The sequence below is a fragment of the Methylobacterium carpenticola genome (assembly GCF_042748905.1).
GTDB lineage: Bacteria > Pseudomonadota > Alphaproteobacteria > Rhizobiales > Beijerinckiaceae > Methylobacterium > Methylobacterium carpenticola.
In genome coordinates, this window is sequence record NZ_JBHZEO010000001.1 from 4,433,808 (window position 1) to 4,453,305 (window position 19,498).

18 protein-coding genes and 1 other RNA gene are annotated in these 19,498 nt (G+C 71.5%); 9 read left to right on the top strand and 10 right to left on the bottom strand.

From position 1 onward, the window contains the following. Positions 1-65 precede the first annotated feature (65 nt). The 3 genes from ACE101_RS20765 to ACE101_RS20775 all read right to left on the bottom strand — a co-directional run bounded on the left by ACE101_RS20765 (position 66) and on the right by ACE101_RS20775 (position 5,166). Positions 66-2,417, bottom strand: coding sequence for a penicillin acylase family protein (locus ACE101_RS20765; protein ID WP_379133516.1), 2,352 nt, complete (start codon positions 2,415-2,417; stop codon positions 66-68). Between the two features lie 108 nt (positions 2,418-2,525). After that, complete coding sequence (locus ACE101_RS20770) at positions 2,526-3,719, bottom strand: GGDEF domain-containing protein (protein WP_379133519.1); 1,194 nt, start codon at positions 3,717-3,719, stop codon at positions 2,526-2,528. Between the two features lie 430 nt (positions 3,720-4,149). Beyond that, complete coding sequence (locus ACE101_RS20775; RefSeq protein ID WP_379133521.1) at positions 4,150-5,166, bottom strand: alpha/beta fold hydrolase; 1,017 nt, start codon at positions 5,164-5,166, stop codon at positions 4,150-4,152. 73 nt (positions 5,167-5,239) lie between these two features. On the opposite strand from ACE101_RS20775, the gene ffs reads away from it, so the two are divergent. The 7 genes from ffs (at position 5,240) to truA (ending at position 10,817) form a co-directional block, all read left to right on the top strand. Then, an RNA gene (gene ffs, locus ACE101_RS20780) (signal recognition particle sRNA small type) lies at positions 5,240-5,336 on the top strand. Positions 5,337-5,396: 60 nt separating this feature from the next. Continuing rightward, on the top strand, positions 5,397-7,232 hold the full coding sequence (locus ACE101_RS20785) for a DNA polymerase III subunit gamma/tau (protein ID WP_379133524.1): 1,836 nt from the start codon (positions 5,397-5,399) through the stop codon (positions 7,230-7,232). 54 nt (positions 7,233-7,286) lie between these two features. Further along, positions 7,287-7,610, top strand: a complete 324-nt coding sequence (locus tag ACE101_RS20790) for a YbaB/EbfC family nucleoid-associated protein (RefSeq protein WP_379133528.1) — start codon at positions 7,287-7,289, stop codon at positions 7,608-7,610. Between the two features lie 252 nt (positions 7,611-7,862). Beyond that, complete coding sequence (recR, locus tag ACE101_RS20795) at positions 7,863-8,468, top strand: recombination mediator RecR (RefSeq protein ID WP_379133531.1); 606 nt, start codon at positions 7,863-7,865, stop codon at positions 8,466-8,468. Positions 8,469-8,564: 96 nt separating this feature from the next. Next, entirely contained in the window at positions 8,565-9,086 is a 522-nt protein-coding gene (gene def / locus ACE101_RS20800; protein WP_379133534.1) for a peptide deformylase, read from the top strand. Between the two features lie 7 nt (positions 9,087-9,093). Then, a complete protein-coding gene (gene fmt / locus ACE101_RS20805) occupies positions 9,094-10,026 on the top strand; it encodes a methionyl-tRNA formyltransferase (RefSeq protein WP_379133537.1) in 933 nt (310 codons plus the stop codon). Positions 10,027-10,031: 5 nt separating this feature from the next. Then, positions 10,032-10,817: a tRNA pseudouridine(38-40) synthase TruA gene (gene truA, locus ACE101_RS20810; protein ID WP_379133539.1), complete on the top strand. Its 786-nt coding sequence runs from the start codon at positions 10,032-10,034 to the stop codon at positions 10,815-10,817. A 116-nt stretch (positions 10,818-10,933) separates the two neighbouring features. Here truA and ACE101_RS20815 read toward each other — a convergent pair whose 3' ends face one another. Next, positions 10,934-11,515 (bottom strand): hypothetical protein, encoded by a 582-nt coding sequence (locus ACE101_RS20815; RefSeq protein ID WP_379133542.1) that lies wholly within the window; start codon positions 11,513-11,515, stop codon positions 10,934-10,936. Between the two features lie 67 nt (positions 11,516-11,582). Further along, positions 11,583-12,773: a succinyl-diaminopimelate desuccinylase gene (gene dapE / locus ACE101_RS20820; protein WP_379138821.1), complete on the bottom strand. Its 1,191-nt coding sequence runs from the start codon at positions 12,771-12,773 to the stop codon at positions 11,583-11,585. Between the two features lie 103 nt (positions 12,774-12,876). On the opposite strand from dapE, the gene ACE101_RS20825 reads away from it, so the two are divergent. After that, positions 12,877-13,668, top strand: a complete 792-nt coding sequence (locus ACE101_RS20825; RefSeq protein WP_379133545.1) for a HesA/MoeB/ThiF family protein — start codon at positions 12,877-12,879, stop codon at positions 13,666-13,668. Here ACE101_RS20825 and ACE101_RS20830 read toward each other — a convergent pair. The 3 genes from ACE101_RS20830 to ACE101_RS20840 all read right to left on the bottom strand — a co-directional run bounded on the left by ACE101_RS20830 (position 13,637) and on the right by ACE101_RS20840 (position 17,606). Beyond that, positions 13,637-15,118, bottom strand: coding sequence for an AMP nucleosidase (locus ACE101_RS20830; protein WP_379133548.1), 1,482 nt, complete (start codon positions 15,116-15,118; stop codon positions 13,637-13,639). The genes ACE101_RS20825 and ACE101_RS20830 overlap by 32 nt on opposite strands. A gap of 482 nt (positions 15,119-15,600) precedes the next feature. Next, positions 15,601-16,122, bottom strand: a complete 522-nt coding sequence (gene infC, locus ACE101_RS20835; RefSeq protein WP_379133551.1) for a translation initiation factor IF-3 — start codon at positions 16,120-16,122, stop codon at positions 15,601-15,603. Positions 16,123-16,376: 254 nt separating this feature from the next. Then, positions 16,377-17,606 carry a glycosyltransferase family 4 protein gene (locus tag ACE101_RS20840; protein WP_379133554.1) on the bottom strand — a complete coding sequence of 410 codons (1,230 nt, stop codon included), beginning with the start codon at positions 17,604-17,606 and terminating at the stop codon, positions 16,377-16,379. A gap of 171 nt (positions 17,607-17,777) precedes the next feature. On the opposite strand from ACE101_RS20840, the gene ACE101_RS20845 reads away from it, so the two are divergent. Beyond that, complete coding sequence (locus ACE101_RS20845; protein WP_379133556.1) at positions 17,778-18,587, top strand: alpha/beta hydrolase; 810 nt, start codon at positions 17,778-17,780, stop codon at positions 18,585-18,587. A 51-nt stretch (positions 18,588-18,638) separates the two neighbouring features. On the opposite strand, the gene ACE101_RS20850 is transcribed toward ACE101_RS20845, so the two are convergent. Both ACE101_RS20850 and ACE101_RS20855 read right to left on the bottom strand, forming a co-directional pair. Further along, a complete protein-coding gene (locus ACE101_RS20850; protein WP_379133559.1) occupies positions 18,639-18,890 on the bottom strand; it encodes a BQ00720 family protein in 252 nt (83 codons plus the stop codon). A gap of 86 nt (positions 18,891-18,976) precedes the next feature. Beyond that, positions 18,977-19,411 (bottom strand): Hsp20 family protein, encoded by a 435-nt coding sequence (locus tag ACE101_RS20855; protein ID WP_379133562.1) that lies wholly within the window; start codon positions 19,409-19,411, stop codon positions 18,977-18,979. Positions 19,412-19,498 lie beyond the last annotated feature (87 nt).

A 19,498-nucleotide genomic window follows, 5' to 3' on the forward strand; every position in this document is an offset into this window, starting at 1 on the left:
ATACCGCCACCCTGCCCTGCCGGCCTTGAACCCGGTCTGAAGCCGGCATTGGGCAGCCGTACAGGTCACCCGGCCGGAACCAGGCGGATCACCCGCTCGGTCGCCGCATCCACCGCCTCGCGCGAGTAGAGGAGCGGCCGGTATTCCCGCTTCGCCCAGGGCTCCGCATGGTCGGCGTAGTGCGGCGAGCGCGGATCGCCCGATTGGCCCGGCCCGTTGATGAACAGGCTGGCATCCCAGTTGCCGACATCCACCACCATGCGGAACGAGGCACCGGCGACCAGCCGGAAACTGTCGGTGCGGTAGCCGGTATACATCACGGTCGAACCCGAGCCCCCGACCGGCAGCGGGCCGATATCGTGCCCGGGCAGGCCGGCCCCCGAGAGCGGGTGGATGAAGTGGGCGCGGTGCAGCTGTCCCCAGCGCCAGCCCTGCGGATCGGAGCCGAGCCGGGCAAGGCCGTCGCGGAACGCCGCCGCCAGGGTTCCGGCAAGGAGCGCGGCGCGGACCTCTCCGTCGAGGGGCGGCTCGCCCGCCTCCAGGAGGCCGAGCAGGGTTTCGGTATCCCCGGGGGCGAGGAGCGCCGCGACCGCCGCGTCCCGTGCCAGCACCCCGAGCAGGGCCGGGCGCAGGTGAACCGCCCACCAGATCTCCACCAGGGCCGCGGGCGCGCTGTCCTCGTGCACATGCCCGTCGAAGGCGCCGAGCAGGGTCAGGGCCGCCCCGAGATCCCCCTCGCCCCCGGCGAGCACCCGGGCGCCGAGGCGGGCGAGCCGCAGGGCCGGGAGCGAGACGTCGTCGCCCTGGAGCGCTGCCGAATCGGCGAGCGTGTGCCGCGGCTGGCCGTCGAGCACGGCGGCGATGCGCTGCGCGCGCCACGGCTCGGCCCATTCGTAGCCGAGAGTTTCGGGATAGCCGTCCGGCAGGTTCATCTCGTTGGCGCTCGCCACGAAGCCCCGGGCCGGATCGATGCTGCGGGGCAGATCCGCCGCATCGACGAAGCCGTCCCATTCGAAGCGCCCGTCGCCCGGAACCGGCATCAATCCGTCCCAGTTCGGCCGGCGCGGCGCCTTGCCGGCGACGAACCACCCGATGCGGCCCGATTGATCCGCGTAGACCTGATTGACGGTGGGCGCCGACCAGTGCCGCAGGGCCTGCGCGAAGGCCTCGGGATTGTCCGCATCCAGATAGGCGAGACTGCCGAAATAGGCGGAGGTGCCGGGCTCGCTCCAGACGGTGCGCAGGGCGAAGGCCCGCCCCGCGGCGCGATCCTCGTGCACCACCGGGCCGTGGCGGGTGAAGGCGAGCCGCACGATCTCGTCCGGTCCGCCCCGCACCGGGATGTGCTCCTCGATCCGGTGCAGGCGCTCCCAGCCATCCGCGTAACGGTAGAGATCCGGGTCCTCGGGGTGGATCTCGTAGACGTAGAGATCCTCCTGATCGAGGGGCGCGATGGTGAGGCTGAAGGCGGCCCTGCCATTATGGCCGATGGAGATGCCCGGCAGCGCCGGCTCGCCCGCGCCGATCACGTCGAGGCCCGGTGCCGAGAGATGCACCACGTAGCGCAGGGACGGCAGCGTGTAGGCGCGGTGCGGGTCGCTCGCCAGGATCGGCCGCCCGGTCGCGGTGCGGGCGGGCGCCACGGCCCAGTTGTTCGAGCCCTCGGCGGGCGGCGCCCCGGCCGGCGGCGCGGCCTCGCCCGCGACGACGGCGCCGTGCTCGGTGACCATGCTCCAGCGCCACGCCTCCGCGCGCGGGCAAGCGAGCCGGGCGGGCGTGAAGCCGACGCCCACGGTGCCGAGACGGATCAGGTCGAGCACGGCCGCCGGCACGGCTGCCGGATCGAGCCCCTTCGGCAACCCCGGGACGTGCGCCGGCGCCAGCGCCTTGCGGCAAGGATCGAGGGCGAGCGCGCCCCGCGCCGCCACCTGCGCCCTGGCGACCTCCGAGAGCGCGTTGCGGGTCAGCGCGTGGCTGCGGATGCGCACGACATCGAAGACATCCCAGCGCGCCGGGCGCGTGCCCGTGGCGGCGAATTCCGGCGGCAGCCAGGACGGATCGCTCTCGGTCAGGCCGATGAAGGCGTTGAGGCCGGCGACGAAAGCCTCCGCGATCGCCCGCGCCTCGGGCGTGCCGTAGGCCGCCCACTCGGCCGCCTCCTCGCCCCGGTAGAGGAAGAGCCGCGCGGCCCGATCCTGGGCGAGGTAGCCCGGCCCGAAATCCGCCGCCAGTCGCCCGAGACCGCGCTTGCGCCAGAGGTCGAGCTGCCAGAGCCGGTCGCGGGCGGCGTTGAAGCCCTGGACCCGGAAGGCGTCGCGGCGGCTCTCGGCCCGGACATGCGGCACGCCCCAGCGGTCGATGCGGATCTCGGCCGGGTGCTCGAGGCCCGGAATGGCAAGGGTGGACTCGGCTGGCATCGTCGCTCCTTCGGACCGCGGCGGCAGTCTCCTCGGCGCTGCCGGAGCTGTCCAATCAGGGCTGGCCCGCGGCATCCGCGCTGGTGCGGGGCACGGTTTCCTGGCGGTCTAGCATGTTGCCCGGATGGAGGAGCTGCGTGACGGCCCGCCCGCTCCTGGTCCAGGGGCACGCGGGGGGTCGGCACGGCGCCATCGCAGCCGATCGCGTCCCTGCCGCTTGGCCTCGTAGAGGGCCGCATCGGCAACCTCCAGAAGCGGCCCGAGCCCGGTCTCGCCGGGACCGAAGATCGCGGCGCCGATGCTGATCGTGGCTGTCGCGAGCGGGAGGGTCCGGGCGTCCTGGACCGCAGCGAAGCGCGCACGAAGGGCCGATCCGACGCGCTCGACGTCGGCGGAGGCCGCTTCCGTCAGCAGGGCCGCGAACTCGTCCCCGCCGAGCCGGGCGACCAGGGCGCCGGAGGGCAGGGTCGCGGTGAGCGCCGCCGCCAGCGCGACGAGGGTGTGGTCGCCGGAACGGTGGCCGAACGTGTCGTTCACGGCCTTGAAGTGATCGACGTCCAGCAGCAGCAGCGCGCCGCCGTGGGGCTCCGCCGCGCGCAGGAGACGGGCGGCCCGCTCCTCGAAGGCCCGGCGATTGAGGACGCCCGTCAGCGGGTCCTGCTCCGCCAGCGCCGCGATCCGATCCTCCCGCCGACGCCGGACCGAGGCGGCCATCAGCAGCGCGAGCAGGACCTCGACGACGATCCCTTCGAGCAGCGAGAGCTGGATCAGCAGCCCCTTGAAGCCGATCAGGCTGACGAAGGCCCCGGGCAGGAAGACGAGGCACGTCTTGAGGCCGTAGAAGGCGCCATGCCCGAGGAAGGTGTAGGCGAGCCGGTTGGAGGCGGAGGTCTTGCAGGGCCCGGGCGCCCGGAGCAGCAGCAGGCCCGTCGCCGACGCGACGATGGCGACCAGCACCGAGTTCAGGACACCGAAGATCCGGGTGACGCTCGCATCGGCCGGCACGGCGACGAGGAGCATCCACGGCAGCAGCAGCCCCCACCAGAGCGGGCTCAGCCGGCGCCCGACGAAGCGCCCGACGCCGAACAGAAACAGGAGATGCGCGATCACCAGGAGGCCGTTCGCGGCCCACACGCCGAGATAGAACGAGAAGGATTGGCGCAACGGCGACATCGAGCAGCCGAGCACGATCACGGCGAAGCCGGCGCTCCAGAACGGAAGCGCTTGATCGCGAACGACGCGCCACTCCAACGCCAGGAAGCCCGCCGTGATCAGGGCGATCACCAGCGTCAGCAGCAACAAGGTCGGAGCGTCTATGCCTATCGCATCAGCCGACTAATCATCAATCATAAAATCGTATACACGATCTTCTTAAACAAAACATTCCTTCGATCATCTATAAATATATTATTGAATAAAGATCAATATCCGTCCGTTGCCGCAACCGGCGCACGCCCCTGGGTAATCATCATAAAAATCGGCGATCTCAATGGTTTGCTCCCGATCGAGGTCCGACCGTCACGCGGCACGCCGGTCCGGAGCGACCGTGCTGAACAAGCCGATCGTGCATCGCGGGTCTCCCGCTTTCCCGGACGACCGAAGCGACAGCGGAAGCAGATCCGGGACAGGGGGAAGAACCGGCAACGGACGCATGCGTCCGCGCACAGATCCGACGCGGCCGCCACCATCCGTCCGCGCCGTCCGGGTCGACGGCTGCCGGCACCACGGGTCGTCAGCGTCCGGCCAGCGCTTTCAGCAGGGCCTCGTGGAAACGATCCGGCGCCTCCACCTGCGGCGAGTGGCCGAGATCCGGGAAGGCCACGAGCTTGGCATCGGGGATGAGGCGGACCACCTCCGGGCCGAGGAGATCGTAGCGCCCGAGCGTCGCCGCGAGGCCCGCAGGCGCGCGGTTGGCGCCCGGCGCGGTGCGGTCCTTGTCGCCGACGACGAGCACGGTCGGCACGCGCAGGCGCTCGAACTCGTGCACCACCGGCTGCGTGAACACCATGTCCGAGGTCTGGGCCTGGTTCCAGGCCACGCGCTCCGCCCCGGGGCCCGCATAGAGCCCCGCCTGCATCCGGACCCAGCGGTCGTATTCCGGCTTCCACTGGCCGTTGTAGTAGAACTTGAGCTGATAGGCCTTGATGCTCTCGAAGCTGGTCTTGCGTTCCTGGGCGAAGGCGGCGTCGATGGTCTGGTAGGGAACACCCTTCTCCTGCCAATCCTCCAGGCCGAGCGGATCGACCATGACGAGCTGATCGACCGTGTCGGGGAACATCAGCGCGTAGCGGGCGGCGAGCATGCCGCCCATCGAGTGGCCGATGATCGTGGCCTTGCCGATGCCGAGGGCGTCGAGCAGGCCCTTCGTGTTGGTGGCGAGCTGCGCGAAGCCGAACTGGTAGCCTGCGGGCTTGGTCGACTTGCAGAACCCGACCTGGTCGAGGGCGAGCACCCGGTAGCCGGCGTCGCGCAGCACCGCGATCGTCGTCTCCCAGGTGGCGGCGCAGAAATTCTTGCCGTGCAGCAGCACCGCGACGCGGCCGTTCGGCTGCGCGGGCGCCACGTCCATGTAGGCCATCGCCAGCGTCTGTCCCTGCGAGGTGAAGCTGTGGCGGCGCACCGGATGCGGGTAGGCGAAGCCTTCGAGTTCGGGCCCGTAGGTCTCGGCCGCGCGCACGGGCCCGGCCGAGCCGGCCAGGGAGCCGATCGCGAGGGCGAAAGCTGCGGCGGCGAAGGCACGGTGCGGCATGGACGTCTCCGATCTGTCACGACGGCGCGGTCCCGCGCTTGCGTTTCCGCCGCCGCCCGCTCATATAGGCGCCGGGAGGTTGGCGGGGGACGTTTCACTCGCCAACCGGGTCAGGTCCGGAAGGAAGCAGCCCTAACGAGAACGAGCGGGTTCTCGTCCAGCCTCCCACCTCATCCTCACGAGAGCGCGCGCCTGGCCATCGGCCAGCGCGCCCTCCGCGACCGCGGCGCATGGACGAGACCACCGGCACGCCTTCGACCGACGAGCCGGGTTTCCCCGGGCTCGTTGCACCGGCCACCCCAGCGCCGGCCGCCGCACCCTACCGGGTGCTCGCCCGCAAGTACCGCCCCAAGGATTTCGAGGATCTGATCGGCCAGGGCGCCATGGTGCGCACGCTGGCGAACGCCTTCGAGGCCGGGCGGATCCCGCAGGCCTGGATGCTCACCGGCGTGCGCGGGGTCGGCAAGACCACCACCGCCCGCATCCTCGCCCGCGGCCTCAACTACGCCCTGCCCGACGGTTCGGCGGCCGGCCCGACGATCCACATGCCGGGTCTCGGCCTGCACTGCGCGGCCATCATGGAATCGCGCCACATCGACGTGCTGGAGATGGACGCCGCGTCCCATACCGGCATCGACGACGTCCGCCAGATCATCGACGGCATCCGCTACGCGCCGGTCTCCGCGCGCTACAAGGTCTACATCGTCGACGAGGTTCACATGCTGTCCGAGAAGGCGTTCAACGCCTTCCTGAAGACGCTGGAGGAACCGCCGCCGCACGCGAAATTCGTCTTCGCCACCACCGAGATCCGCAAGGTTCCGGTGACGATCCTGTCCCGCTGCCAGCGCTTCGACCTGCGCCGGGTCGAGGCGGGAACCCTGATCGCCCATCTCCAGCGGATCTGCGTGGCCGAAGGCGTGACCGCCGAGCCGGAGGCGCTGGCGAGCATCGCGCGGGCCGCCGAGGGCTCGGTGCGCGATTCCCTCTCGCTCCTCGACCAGGCGATCGCGCACGGCGCCGGCACCGTTTCGACGGAGACCGTCCGCGACATGCTCGGCCTCGCCGACCGGGCGCGGATCATCGACCTGTTCGAGGCCGCCATGCGCGGCGACGCGCCGGCCGCCTTCGCGGAACTGCGCGCCCAGCACGAGGCCGGCGCGGACCCGTCCGTCGTCCTTCAGGACCTCGCCGAGTTCACGCATCTCGTCACCCGCCTGAAGGTGGCGCCCGACACCGCCCGCGCGGACGGCGCCCTGAGCGAGGCCGAGCGCGGCCGCGGCAGCGACTTCGCCGACCGGCTCTCCGTGCGGGCCCTCTCCCGGGCGTGGCAGATCCTGCTCAAGGCCATCCCCGAGGTGCAGGCCGCGCCCCGGCCGCTCGCCGCGGCCGAGATGGCCCTGGTCCGGCTGATCTACGCCGCCGACCTGCCGACGCCCGACGAGGCGCTGCGGCAGGTGAGGGAGGGCGGCGGCGTGACCCTGCCGCCCGGCGCCCGCACGCCGCCGGTCGTGCCGGCGGGCGGCCCCGCCCTGCGCGCGCTGCCGGACAGCCGGCCGCGGCTCGAAGCCGTCCCGGCGCCTCTCCCCTCGCCGGCCGCCTCTCAGGCGCCGGCCGCACAGGCCGCCCCCCTGCCCGAGGCGGCCCCGGCCCTGCGGCTGCGCCGGTTCGAGGACGTGGTCGCGCTCGCCGATGCCAGGCGCGACATCGGCCTCAAGGCCGCCCTGGAGCGGGACGTGCATCTCGTCCGCTTCGAGGATGGACGGATCGAGTTCCGCCTCGCCGAGGGCGGTCGCCCGACCCTCGCCAACGATCTCGCCCGGGCGCTCGACCTGTGGACGGGCCGCCGCTGGGTCGTGGCCCTGTCCAAGGAGACCGGCGAGGCGACGCTCGCCGCCCGCGCCAAGGCCGAGGTCGAGAGCCGCCACCAGGGCGCGGCGGCCCATCCGCTGGTCCAGGCGGTGCTGAAGAACTTCCCCGGCGCGCAGATCATCGACGTGCGCGAGAAGCCGGCGGAGACGCCGCCGGACGATCTCGCGCCGCCCGACGAGGGCGAGGCCGACCTGTAGCGGCGGCCGCCCCCGCGCCCCACATTGCTCGATGACCGATTCAGAGGACACGCCATGCGCGACATCATGGGGCTGATGAAGCAGGCCCAGGCCATGCAGCAGAAGATGGCCGACCTGCAGAACGAACTCGACGCCGTCGAGGTCTCCGGCGGGGCCGGCGGCGGCGCCGTCTCGGTGACGATGACCGCGAAGGGCCTCGTGAAGGGCGTCTCGATCGACGCCGCCCTGCTGGTGCCCGACGAGAAGGAGATCCTGGAGGATCTGATCGTCGCCGCGGTGAACGACGCCCGCGCCAAGGGCGAGCGCGCCGCCCAGGAGCGCATGCAGGAACTCACCAAGGGCCTGCCCCTGCCCCCCGGCATGAAGCTGCCGTTCTAGCGCATTTTCCGACGAAGCGGATACCGGTTCGCCGCAGACAATGCGGCGAAATCAATGACATAGAGCAGCGCCCGAGTGCAACGTGATCGGGCGCTGCTCCAGCGCCCACCCGCCCTCTCTCCGCTGGCGAGGGGCGGGTTCTGCGTCGCGTCTCGGAGCCCGTTCGACGGCTCTCGGCACCTGAGAATGAGGGTGCGGGTGGGACGGCTGCGTAACAGGTCGAACAGGCTCTCACACTCGGATCCGCCTCCCATGCCCCAAGCCGTCGCCGGTCCGGAGATCGAGCGCCTGATCCAGCTCCTGGCCCGGATGCCGGGCCTCGGGCCGCGCTCGGCCCGCCGGGCGGCCCTGCAATTGATCAAGAAGCGGGAAGCGCTGCTCGCGCCCCTGGCGGAGGCGATGCGGATCGCCAACGAGCGCATCGTGGTCTGTCACGAATGCGGCAACGTCGACACCGCCGATCCCTGCACGATCTGCCGCGACCACAGCCGCGACCCGTCGATCCTGGTCGTGGTCGAGGACGTCTCCGATCTCTGGGCCCTCGAACGCTCGGGCGCGGTGACGGCGCGCTACCACGTCCTCGGCGGCGTGCTCTCCGCCCTCGACGGCATCCGGCCGGAGAACCTCAACCTGTCCCGTCTCGTCGAGAGGGCGAGCGTGCCGGAGATGCGCGAGATCATCCTCGCCCTCAACGCCACCGTCGACGGGCAGACCACCGCCCATTACGTCACCGAACTCCTCGCCCACCTGCCCGTGAAGGTCACGAAGCTCGCCCACGGGGTGCCGGTGGGCGGCGAACTCGACTACCTCGACGAGGGCACCCTCTCGGCCGCGATCCGCCAGCGCACCGCCTTCTGAGCATCGACGCACGGATTTGACCCCGGGCGGACGAATCCCTATCTCGAACTGTCTTGTTGAGCAGCGCCCCGCGGCGCCCCGATCCGGTTTACCTGCATGACCATCCGCCCCCTCGTCATCCTTCCGGACGCGCGTCTGCGCGAGGTCTCCGAACCGGTCGGCACGATCACGGGCGAGGTGCGCAAGCTCGCGGCCGACATGCTGGAGACCATGTACGACGCGCCCGGCGTCGGCCTCGCGGCGATCCAGGTCGGCGAGCCGACCCGGATCGTCACGGTCGACACCTCGAAGGAGAAGGAGGCGCGCACTCCCCTCGTCCTCCTCGATCCCGAGATCGTCTGGACCTCCGAGGAGACCCGCTCCTACGAGGAAGGCTGCCTCTCGATCCCCGAATACTACGCCGAGGTGCTGCGGCCCGACCGCGTGCGGGTGCGCTTCCGGACCCTCGACGGCGAGGTGGTTGAGCAGGAGGCGGACGGCCTCCTCGCCACCTGCCTGCAGCACGAGATCGACCATCTCAACGGCGTGCTGTTCATCGATCACATCTCGAAGTTGAAGCGCGACCGCGTGCTGAAGAAGTTCTCCAAGGCGGCCAAGCGCGGCCAGGAAGCGGCCTGATCGGCCGATGTCCCTCAAGGTCGTCTTCATGGGCACCCCGGATTTCGCGGTGCCGACGCTCGCCGAGATCGTGGGGAGCGGTCACGAGGTCGTGGCGGTCTACACCCGGGCGCCCGCGCCGGCCGGGCGCGGCATGGCGCTGCGGCCCTCGCCCGTGCAGGCCCTCGCCGAGCGCTTCCGGCTGCCGGTTCTGACGCCCGCCACCCTGCGCACCGAGGAGGCCGCCGAGACCTTCCGCAGTCACGGCGCGGACGTGGCGGTGGTGGTCGCCTACGGCATGATCCTGCCGCCCGCGATCCTCGACGCGCCGGACCTCGGCTGCCTCAATCTTCACGCCTCGATTCTGCCCCGCTGGCGCGGCGCCGCGCCGATCCAGCGCGCGGTGATGGCGGGCGATGCCGAGACCGGCGTCGCGGTGATGCGGATGGAGCCGGGCCTCGACACCGGCCCGGTCGGGATGCTGGAGCGGGTGGCGATCACCCCCGACATGACGGCGGGCGACCTTCACGACCGGCTGATGCCGCTGGGCGCCGACCTGATGAACCGGGCGCTCGGCGCCCTGGAGCGCGGTGGCCTGACCTTCACGCCCCAGGCGGAAGAGGGCGTCGTCTACGCCCACAAGATCACCAACGAGGAGGCGCGCCTCGACTGGGCCGAGCCGGCGCAGCGCCTCCATGACAGGATCCGCGGTCTCTCTCCGTTCCCCGGCGCCTTCTTCATGGCCGATCTCGGCCGCGGGCCCGAGCGGGTGAAGGTGCTGCGCGCGAGCCGCACCGATGGGCGGGGCGAGCCGGGCAGGCTCCTCGACGCGCAGGGCACCATCGCCTGCGGCGAGGGGGCGATCCGGCTCCTGCGCGTGCAGCCGGCCGGGAAGGGCCCGATGGAGATCGGCGATTTCCTGCGCGGGCGGCGCCTGGAGCCCCGCGCGCGCCTCGCCTGATCCCGATGCCCCGCTACAAGCTCGTGGTCGAGTACGACGGCACGGCCTTCGCGGGCTGGCAGCGGCAGGCTGCCGACCGCAGCGTTCAGCAGGCCCTGGAAGAGGCGATCGCGCGCTTCGTCAACGCGCCGGTGCGGGTGCATTGCGCAGGCCGCACCGATGCGGGGGTGCATGCCTCGCATCAGGTCGTGCATGTGGACCTCGCGCGGGACTGGCGCACCGACACGGTGCGCGACGCGGCCAACGCCCATCTGCGCCCGGAACCGGTGGCGGTGCTGAGCGCCGCGCGCGTCGGGCCGGATTTCGACGCCCGCCACTCGGCGCTGAAGCGCCATTACCGCTACCGCATCCTCAACCGCCGCAGCCCGCCCGCCCTCGCGCGGGGCTACGTCTGGCACGTGCCCTGGGGACTCGACGCCGCGGCGATGCACGCGGCGGCCCAGACCCTGCTCGGCCGCCACGACTTCTCGGCCTTCCGCGCCGCGGAGTGCCAAGCGAACAGCCCCCTGCGGACCCTCGATCAGCTCGACGTCACGCGCAGCGGCGAGGAGATCCTCGTCGCGACCTCGGCGCGCTCCTTCCTGCACCATCAGGTGCGTGGGATGGTCGGCACGCTGATGCTGGCGGGCTGCGGGCGGCTCGACGCGGCGGGCGTGCGCGCGGTGCTCGATTCCCGCGACCGGGCGCGCTGCGGCCCTCTCGCGCCGGCAGCCGGGCTGACGCTCGCGGGCGTGGATTATCCGGCGGAGGTGTTGGTCGCGCCCCAGGATCCCGGCGCAGGCGGATCTTAGGGCAGGTCTCGGCCGCGTCCGATCACCTCCGACGGCAGCCGCGACGCTCAACTTGGACAACCTGAGCCGACGCGTCATCGTCCGCCGCTTGTTCCGGGGGCGATCCATTCTTCCGCCTATATCAACGCGTGCGCCCCGCCGGCCACCATCGCCACGATCCCCGCGCAGGCGAGCGTCGTCAGCGCGGCGGCGGGGCCGGACAGGCCGAGCGTCTCGCGCACCGCCGTCGCGTGAACGCGCAGCACGACGACCGTGAAGGCGCCGGCTTGAAGGACGGCCAGTCCCGGGGTGGACAGATCGAGGGCGAGCAGCAGGCCCGGCACCGACAGGGCCAGGAAGGCCACCACCAGGATCCAGTTCGTCACCACCACGAAGGGCACGTAGAAGGCGGTCAGCCGCAGGCGCCGGGCGATCCCGATCATCGCGACCGGCACCGCCAGGAAGCAGGCCAGCACGCCGCCGAGAACCGCCAGCGTGACGTGGTCCGCCCGCAGGAGCGGCGCCCCGTCGAGGGCGGCCGGGCCGCGCTCCAGGGCGAGCGCCGTGACCGCCGCCGGGGCCGCGAGCACGATCGCCCCGAAGGAGCGCCAGAAGCCGCGCTCGCTGCAATCGAAGCAGCGCAGGGCGCCCGGCTTGTGGTTCAGGAGGCCGGCAGTGCCGCGCAGGGAGCGGGTGATGTCGTCCGCGCTGACCAGCATGCGATCCGGAGCCCCTGCCGGATCCCAGCGCCCGGCAGGGGGAGATTCAACTTTCGTCGTAGATCGGTCAAGCCGTCTGTTGCGGCGCAGCATCGTCCGGGAAGGTGTCGTCGAGCACCCGCCGGAAGATGCCCGTGAGCCGGTCGAGATCGGCCACGGCCACGCGCTCGTCCACCTGATGCATGGTCTGCCCGACGAGGCCGAACTCGATCACCGGGCAGGCATCCTTGATGAAGCGCGCATCCGAGGTGCCTCCGGTGGTGGAGAGGGCGGGCCGGCGGCCCGTCTCGGCCTCGATCGCCGCCGCGACCCGGTCGACGAAAGCGTCGGGCTGCGTGAGGAAGGCGACCGCGTTGGTGGGCCGGACCTCCAGCGTGTAGCGCACCGCGTTGCCCGAGGCGGCGGCGAGGCGGCGGCGCAGCTCGGCCTCCAGGGTCTCGGGCGTCCAGAGATCGTTGAAGCGGATGTTGAACATGCCCCGCGCCTCGGCCGGGATCACGTTCGTGGACGGATTGCCGACGTCGAGCGTGGTGAATTCGAGATTCGAGGCGTCGAAATGCGCCGTGCCCTGGTCGAGGGGCGTGGCGAGGAGCGCGCCCGCGAGGCGGATCAGGCCCGGGATCGGGTTGTCGGCCCGGTGCGGATAGGCGACGTGCCCCTGGATGCCGTGCACGGTCAGCGCGGCGGTGAGCGAGCCGCGGCGGCCGATCTTGATCATGTCGCCGAGCGCGTCGGGATTGGTCGGCTCGGCGAGGATGCAGAAGTCGAAGCGCTCGCCCCGCGCCCGGGCCCAGTCGAGGAGCTTGACCGTGCCGTTGACGGCCGGCCCCTCCTCGTCGCCGGTGATCAGGAAGGCGATGGAGCCCCCGAAATCCGGCCCGCGCTCGGCCAGGAAGGCCAGGGTCGCCGCCACGAGGCAGGCGATGCCGCCCTTCATGTCGACGGCGCCGCGCCCGAAGAGGTCGCCGCCCTCCACGACGCCGCCGAAGGGGTCGTGCCGCCACGCGGCCGCGTCGCCCGGCGGCACCACGTCCGTGTGGCCGGCGAGCAGCAGGCAGGGCCCGGCGGTGCCGATGCGGGCGTAGAGGTTCTCCACGTCCGGCGTGCCGGGCTCGGAGAAGACCGGACGCTCGATCGTGAAGCCGGCGGCGTCGAGCTGATCGGCGAGGTAGGCGAGCGCCCCACCCTCGGCGGGGGTGACGGAGGGGCAGCGGATCAGCCCCTGGGCGAGGGAGAGAGCGGACGGGGTGTTCGGCACGGGCGGCCCCGGTTGGACGACGAAGCCCGACCCGTTAGCGCCGAACGGCTGGGATGCAAACATCCGGCTTCCGGCCGGGCGCGTCCGGGGTTATGGGCCGGACATGACGAGCCTCTCCTCCGACGAGATCGAGCGCTACGCCCGCCACATCGTGCTGCGGGACGTGGGTGGGCCGGGCCAGGCCCGGCTGAAGGCCGCCCGCGTGCTGGTGGTGGGCGCCGGCGGCCTCGGGGCGCCGCTGATCCAGTATCTCGCGGCGGCGGGCCTCGGCACGATCGGCGTCGTGGACGACGATACCGTGTCCCTGTCGAATCTTCAGCGGCAGGTCATCCACGGCACGCCCGATATCGGGCGGCCCAAAGTCGAGAGCGCAGCGGCGGCGGTGGCCCGCCTCAACCCGCACGTGCGGGTCGAGACGCATGCCTTGCGGCTCTCCGCCGACAACGCGCCGGCGCTGGTCGCCGGCTACGACCTTGTGGCGGACGGATCGGACAATTTCTCCACCCGCTACACGGTCTCGGATGCCTGCTTCCGGGCGGGCAAGCCCCTCGTCACCGCGGCGCTCGGGCAGTTCGACGGTTCGCTCACCACGATCCGGGCGCACGAGACCGGCCCGGACGGGCGGCCGAACCCGACCTATCGCTGCCTGTTTCCCGAGCCGCCGCCCGCAGGCGCGGTGCCGACCTGCGCGGAGGCGGGCGTGCTCGGCGCGCTCGCGGGCCTGATGGGCTCCCTGATGGCCCTGGAGGTGATCCGCGAGATCACCGGCTTCGGCGAAGGGCTGGTCGGGCGCCTGCTGATGGTCGACGCCCGCTCCCTGCGCTTCGAGACCCTGGCCTATGCCTGGGACCCGGAGAACCCGCTCAGCGGAACGGCGGCTCGTCGAAGCTCCTGAGCTTGCGGGAGTGCAGGTTGCTGCGGTCGCGCCGCAGGGCGTCGAGGGTGGCGAGGCCGATCAGCAGGTGCTCGCCCACCGCCCGCTCGTAGAAGGCGTTGGCGGCGCCGGGCAGCTTGATCTCGCCGTGCAGCGGCTTGTCGGAGACGCAGAGCAGCGTGCCGTAGGGCACCCGCAGCCGGTAGCCCTGCGCCGCGATGGTGCCGCTCTCCATGTCGACGCCGATCGCCCGCGAGAGGTTGATGCGCCGCCGCTCCTGCGACCATCGCAACTCCCAGTTGCGATCATCGTAGGTCACGACGGTGCCGGTGCGCAGCCGGCGCTTGAGGGCCTCAGCCCGCTCGCCCGTCACCGTCGCGGCGGCCTCCTGGAGCGCCACCTGCACCTCGGCGAGGGCCGGGATCGGCACGTCCGGCGGCACCAGCTCGTCGAGGATGCGATCGCGGCGCAGGTAGCCGTGGGCGAGCACGTAGTCGCCGATGGTCTGCGACTGCCGCAGGCCCCCGCAATGCCCCACCATCAGCCAGCAATGCGGGCGCAGCACCGCGAGGTGATCGGTGATCGTCTTGGCGTTCGAGGGGCCGACGCCGATGTTGACGAGGGTGGTCCCCTGCCCGTCGCGGGCGACGAGGTGGTAGCCCGGCATCTGGGAGCGGTGCCAGGGTGAGGCGGCGATGAGCGCGTCGGGGCTCGCCTCCCCGGCCTCCTCGGCGGTCACCGCGACGCCGCCCGGCAGCACGAGCCGCTCGTAGCGGTCGGGCGCCTGTTGCAGCGTCCTCAGGCCCACCCGCACGAATTGATCGACGTAGCGGTGGTAGTTCGTCAGCAGGATCCAGGGCTGGATCGCCCGCCAATCGGCTCCCGTGTAGTGCACGAGGCGGCGCAGCGAGTAATCGACCCGCGGACCGTCGAAGAGCGCGAGGGGCCGGGGCTCGTCGCCGGATTCGAGCCAGAGGCCGTCCGCGATCTCGTCGCCGACGGTGGAGAGCATCGGGGTCGGGAAGTAGCGCGCCAGTTCGCTCGACGTCTGGTCGCCGCGGCTCAGCTCGACGCCCGGCTCGACCACGTAGGGATAGGGAATCTCCTGCGCGCTCGGGCCCACCTCCATGGCGGCACCGTAATCGGCCACGAGGGGGCGCAGCTGCTCCAGCAGATAGGCGCGGAAATGGGCGGGCTGCGTCACCGTGGTGGCGTAGACGCCCGGGCCTTGGAGCTTGGCGGTCGCGCGCTTGATGCGCGGCATCGGGCCGGTGGGGCGATAGGTCAGACGCAGCTCAGGGTAGCGGAAGCTCAGGCGCTCGGAATGGTCGGGCGGCACCCCGTCGCGCAGGAAGCGTGCGAGTGCGGCCTTCAGGCTGTCGGTGGCGGAGGCGTGCAGGGCGGCGAGACGGTCGACCGCCGTCTCCGGCTCCGTCACGGTCTCCATCGGTCTCAGTTCGTCGGCGAACACGATTCTCGCGGCCTCCTCGCGGATCCGGGGGAAGGCCCCGGCGGGCAAAGCGCTCGCCCGTGTTGCGGCGGCCTCGCCCGGAAGGCAAGGCCGCCCGCGGGGCAAGGCCGCGCAACGGGACTTCAAGTCCGCCCCGACGTCTCATACGGTTTCCGGATGATCGCTTCGCGATGCGGAAACCGGCCTCGCTCAGGCGCCGCGCGGGCTCATGATACGGTTTCCGAAAGTGATCGTCCGGAAACCGTCTCATGCGGCTTCCGATTGATCGCTTGGCGATTGCTGCGCCATCGCTTCCGCGATGCGGAAACCGGCTTCGTTCGGGCGTCCGAACGGTCACGTGCGGACGCCGTATCAGTCCGGCCCAACACCGAAGCCCCGGCGAGGCGAGCCTCCCGGGTGCCAAGGCGGCACGGATCCACGGCGGCGGGGATCAATCGCGGCCGCGCCGGGGCGGGAACCCGCGCCCGAGCAGCGGCGCGCGGTCAGCGCGGCGCCAGGATCATGATCATCTGGCGTCCTTCGAGCTGCGGCTCGCTCTCGACCTTGGCGACTTCCTGCGTCTCGGCCTTCACGCGTTCGAGCAGGCGGAGACCGAGATCCTGGTGCGCCATCTCGCGGCCACGGAACCGCAGGGTCACCTTGACCTTGTCGCCTTCCTCGAAGAACCGCTGCACGGCCTTCATCTTGACGTCGTAGTCGTGCTTGTCGATGCCGGGCCGGAGCTTGATCTCCTTGACCTCGACCGTCTTCTGGCGCTTGCGGGCCTCGGCCTGCTTCTTCTGCTCGTTGAAGCGGTAGCGGCCATAGTCGAGCAGCTTGCAAACCGGCGGCACGGAATTGGGCGCGATCTCGACGAGGTCGAGTCCCGCTTCCTCTGCGACCTGCAGCGCTTCGAAGAAGCCCATCACGCCACGGTTCTGTCCGGTGTCGTCGATGAGTTGAACTTCACGAACGCCGCGGATGTCCCGGTTGGCGCGCGGCCCGTCCTTCTGCGGGGCCGGCATGGCTCTCATAGGTCTGCGAATGGCTGTGATCTCCTCGTTGCTGCCACGATCGGCAAGTCGCCCGCCCCTGAGCCTCAAGAGCGGGGATGGACTGCCGCGCGGACAAACTCATGTAAACCGCGGCACCTTGGCTAAACCGCGCGGGATGTCAACTCGCCGGAAGGGAACTTGGTTGCGCGGGGGTGTTGAACCCGCGGAATCTTGTTCGAATCCGGCGCCAAGCGGAGTTCCGGCTGAAGCCGGAGGTTGCAAATTCACGCCGCACCGCCCGCTCGGCGGAGAAGCCCCGCATAGACGTCCAGCGTGTCGGCGGTCATCCGCTCGAGCGAGAAGTTCTGCTCGACGTGATGGCGCGCCCGGCGGGCCAGCGCATCCCGGGCGCTCGCTCCAAGCCGCAGGGCCTCCGCCACCGCCCTGGCGAGCGGCTCGACCTCGCCGGCCGGGACGCGCCAGCCGGTGCGCTCCCCCGCCGGCACCTGTGGCGGCGCCAACACGGTCTCGCGCACGGCGCCGAGATCCGAGACGACCACGGGCGTGCCGAGGGCCTGGGCCTCGACCGCGGCGCGGCCGAAGGCCTCGGGCGCCGTGGAGGGCACTGCCACCACGGAGGCCGCCCGCAGGGCCGCCGGCATGTCGGTGCAGTGCCCGACCCGGCGCACGATGCCCGCGAGATTGTGGCTGGCGATCAGCGCGTCGAGTTCGCGGACGTAGCCCGCCCGCCCCTGATCGTCGCCGGCCAGGATCACCGCGAAATCCCGCAAGCCGCCGGACCGCAGGGCGGCAGCGGCCTCGATCAGCACGCGCTGCCCCTTCCAGGCGGTGAGCCGGGCGGCGAGCAGGACGACGCGCTCGTGCGGGGCGATGCCCCAGGCCCGGCGCAGGGCCTCGACCCGGCCCGGGCCGACCTGCGCCGCCGAGAAGGTGGTGAGGTCGGTTCCCCGGTGGATCACCCGCAGCCGCTCGTCGCCGGCCTGGGGATGCGTCGCCCGGATCAACTCCGCGGTGTAATGCGAATTGGCGATGACCACGTCGCCCCGGGCCATCACCGAATTGTAAAGCTGCTTGACGGGCGTCCGCCCCGCATAGCTGCCGTGATAGGTGGTGACGAAGGGAATGCCGAGGCGCCGCGCTGCGCCGAGGGCGACCCAGGCGGGGGCCCGCGAGCGGGCATGCAGCAGCTGCACCCCTTCCGCCCGGCAGATCCGGGCGAGGCGCCCGACATTCAGCGCCATGGCGAACGGGTTCTTGGTGCGCGCCGGGAACGGCACCCAGGCACCGCCCTTGGCCTGCAACTCGCCGACGAGGCGTCCGCCCTCGGTGGCGACGAGGGCCCGGCCCCCGACCGCCGCGAGGGAGGCAGCCACGTCGACCGCCGTGCGCTCCGCGCCGCCCGCATCGAGCTCCGGGATGATCTGGAGCACCGTCGTGCCCGCGAGCGGGTGGCGGGTGCTGGCGGGAAAGGCGGTGGCCTGGCTCGACGGCATGGGGCTCCAGGTCATCGCTCGGCACGCCACGCTGTCCGGTCCGCCCGTCGCGGCCGTTGCGCCTGGGCGCACTCCCTGGTGTAGAGGTTCGGTGACGCCGAGCATGCCGTGACCTTCTCGCGATCGGATTTCCGATCTGTAAACGCTCAGGCCCGGAGACCCTGCCCCACGATGGATCAGCCGAACCCTCCCGCCATTCCGATGCCCGTCACGACGAACGGGCGGACCCGTCAGATCGCAACCCTGGTGCGCCCCGGCAAGGGGCCGCCCGTCGTGTGGCTCGGCGGCTTCCGCTCCGACATGCGCGCGACCAAGGCGGAGGCGCTCGATGCCTGGGCGGAGGCACGGGGCCGTGCCTTCATCCGCTTCGACTATGGCGGGCACGGGGAATCCGAGGGTGCGTTCGCGGATTTCACCATCTCCGACTGGCTCGGGGATGCGGAGGCGGCGATCGCTCGGCACGCTGCAGAGCGGCCGATCCTCGTCGGCTCCTCGATGGGCGGCTGGATCGCGCTCCTCGCCGCCCGGCGCGTGAAACCGGCGGGCCTCGTCCTGATCGCGCCGGCGACCGATTTCACCGAGACCCTGATGTGGGAGCGCTTCCCCGACGAGATCCGCCGCCAGATCGCCGAGCAGGGCGTCTGGCTGCGGGATTCCGCCTACTCGCCCGAGCCGACCCCGGTGACGCGGGCCCTGATTGAGGATGGGCGGCGCCACCTCCTGCTCGGCGGGCCGATCGACCCGGGCTGCCCGGTCCGCATCCTCCAGGGCATGGCCGATCCGGACGTGCCGTGGGCGCACGCGATGCGCCTCGTCGAGCGGCTGCCGGCTCACGAGGTGGTCGTCACCCTGATCAAGGATGGCGATCACCGCCTGTCGGATCCGGCGAGCCTCGCACGGTTGACGGCGGCGGTGGAGGAGCTCGCCGGAGCAGCCCTGACGAGACATCCCCTCGCCCGGCCGGGCAAGGGGATGTCCTGATCTCGGATGTGCTGATCTCGACGATCCCGGTCGCGCCTGCTCCGCGTCGGGTCAGTGCACGCTCACGGCCTGGAGGTCGTGCGCCCAGGCATTGGCGATGGCCGCGTCGCGGCTGTCGGTGAGCAGGATCGGCGCGCCGCTCGCGGACAGGAGCGCGAAGAGGCTGAGGCCGGGGGAGAGATCGGGCGCCTGCGGGAAGAGGCGCTTCACGTCCTCGGAGCTCATCGGCTTGACGTAGGCGACATGGCCCTCGCCGAGAGCGGCGAGCGCAGTGGCATCGATGGTCGTATTCTGGTCGGTCATGGTTCGCCCTCCTTCAGAGGCGGCAGAGCGGTTGGTCGCGGCGGGCCCCGCAGCAGCCCGGCAACGCGGAGATGATATGGTGTGCCTCACTCGGTTTCGCGCGAGGCGATGTCGATCCGTCGCACGATGCGCTCGGGCTCCGGGCGGACGAGATCGATCGACAGCAGCCCGTTCGACAGGTCGGCCCCCATCACCTCCATGCCGTCGGCGAGCAGGAAAGCGCGCTGGAACTGCCGCGCGGCGATGCCGCGATGCAAGAAGGTCCGGCTCTTGTCATCCGTCTGGCGGCCGCGGACGATGAGCTGACTCTCCTCCAGGGTGACGTCGAGCTGGTCGCGGGTGAACCCGGCCACGGCCAGCGTGATCCGCAGGCGCTCCGGCTGCCGCTCGGTGCGGGCGAGCCGCTCGATGTTGTAGGGGGGATATCCGTCATTCGCGGCCTTGGCGACGCGATCGAGCGCCTGCTCGATCTCGTCGAAGCCGAGAAGAAACGGATGCCCGAAGGGCGAGGGACGCGACATGGACGAACGAAGCCCTTCTGCGACGAGGCACTTCGAGACACGAGCCCGCGATCGCAGCGCTCAGGTGGCCGGCGGCCATCCGCCGTG

Coding starts and splice junctions, on each gene's coding strand:
- ACE101_RS20765 (WP_379133516.1), bottom strand. CDS start 2,417: ATGCCAGCCGAGTCCACCCTTGCCATTCCGGGCCTCGAGCACCCGGCC.
- ACE101_RS20775 (WP_379133521.1), bottom strand. CDS start 5,166: ATGCCGCACCGTGCCTTCGCCGCCGCAGCTTTCGCCCTCGCGATCGGC.
- ACE101_RS20785 (WP_379133524.1), top strand. CDS start 5,397: ATGGACGAGACCACCGGCACGCCTTCGACCGACGAGCCGGGTTTCCCC.
- ACE101_RS20790 (WP_379133528.1), top strand. CDS start 7,287: ATGCGCGACATCATGGGGCTGATGAAGCAGGCCCAGGCCATGCAGCAG.
- recR (WP_379133531.1), top strand. CDS start 7,863: ATGCCCCAAGCCGTCGCCGGTCCGGAGATCGAGCGCCTGATCCAGCTC.
- def (WP_379133534.1), top strand. CDS start 8,565: ATGACCATCCGCCCCCTCGTCATCCTTCCGGACGCGCGTCTGCGCGAG.
- fmt (WP_379133537.1), top strand. CDS start 9,094: ATGTCCCTCAAGGTCGTCTTCATGGGCACCCCGGATTTCGCGGTGCCG.
- truA (WP_379133539.1), top strand. CDS start 10,032: ATGCCCCGCTACAAGCTCGTGGTCGAGTACGACGGCACGGCCTTCGCG.
- ACE101_RS20815 (WP_379133542.1), bottom strand. CDS start 11,515: ATGCTGGTCAGCGCGGACGACATCACCCGCTCCCTGCGCGGCACTGCC.
- ACE101_RS20825 (WP_379133545.1), top strand. CDS start 12,877: ATGACGAGCCTCTCCTCCGACGAGATCGAGCGCTACGCCCGCCACATC.
- infC (WP_379133551.1), bottom strand. CDS start 16,122: ATGCCGGCCCCGCAGAAGGACGGGCCGCGCGCCAACCGGGACATCCGC.
- ACE101_RS20840 (WP_379133554.1), bottom strand. CDS start 17,606: ATGCCGTCGAGCCAGGCCACCGCCTTTCCCGCCAGCACCCGCCACCCG.
- ACE101_RS20845 (WP_379133556.1), top strand. CDS start 17,778: ATGGATCAGCCGAACCCTCCCGCCATTCCGATGCCCGTCACGACGAAC.
- ACE101_RS20850 (WP_379133559.1), bottom strand. CDS start 18,890: ATGACCGACCAGAATACGACCATCGATGCCACTGCGCTCGCCGCTCTC.
- ACE101_RS20855 (WP_379133562.1), bottom strand. CDS start 19,411: ATGTCGCGTCCCTCGCCCTTCGGGCATCCGTTTCTTCTCGGCTTCGAC.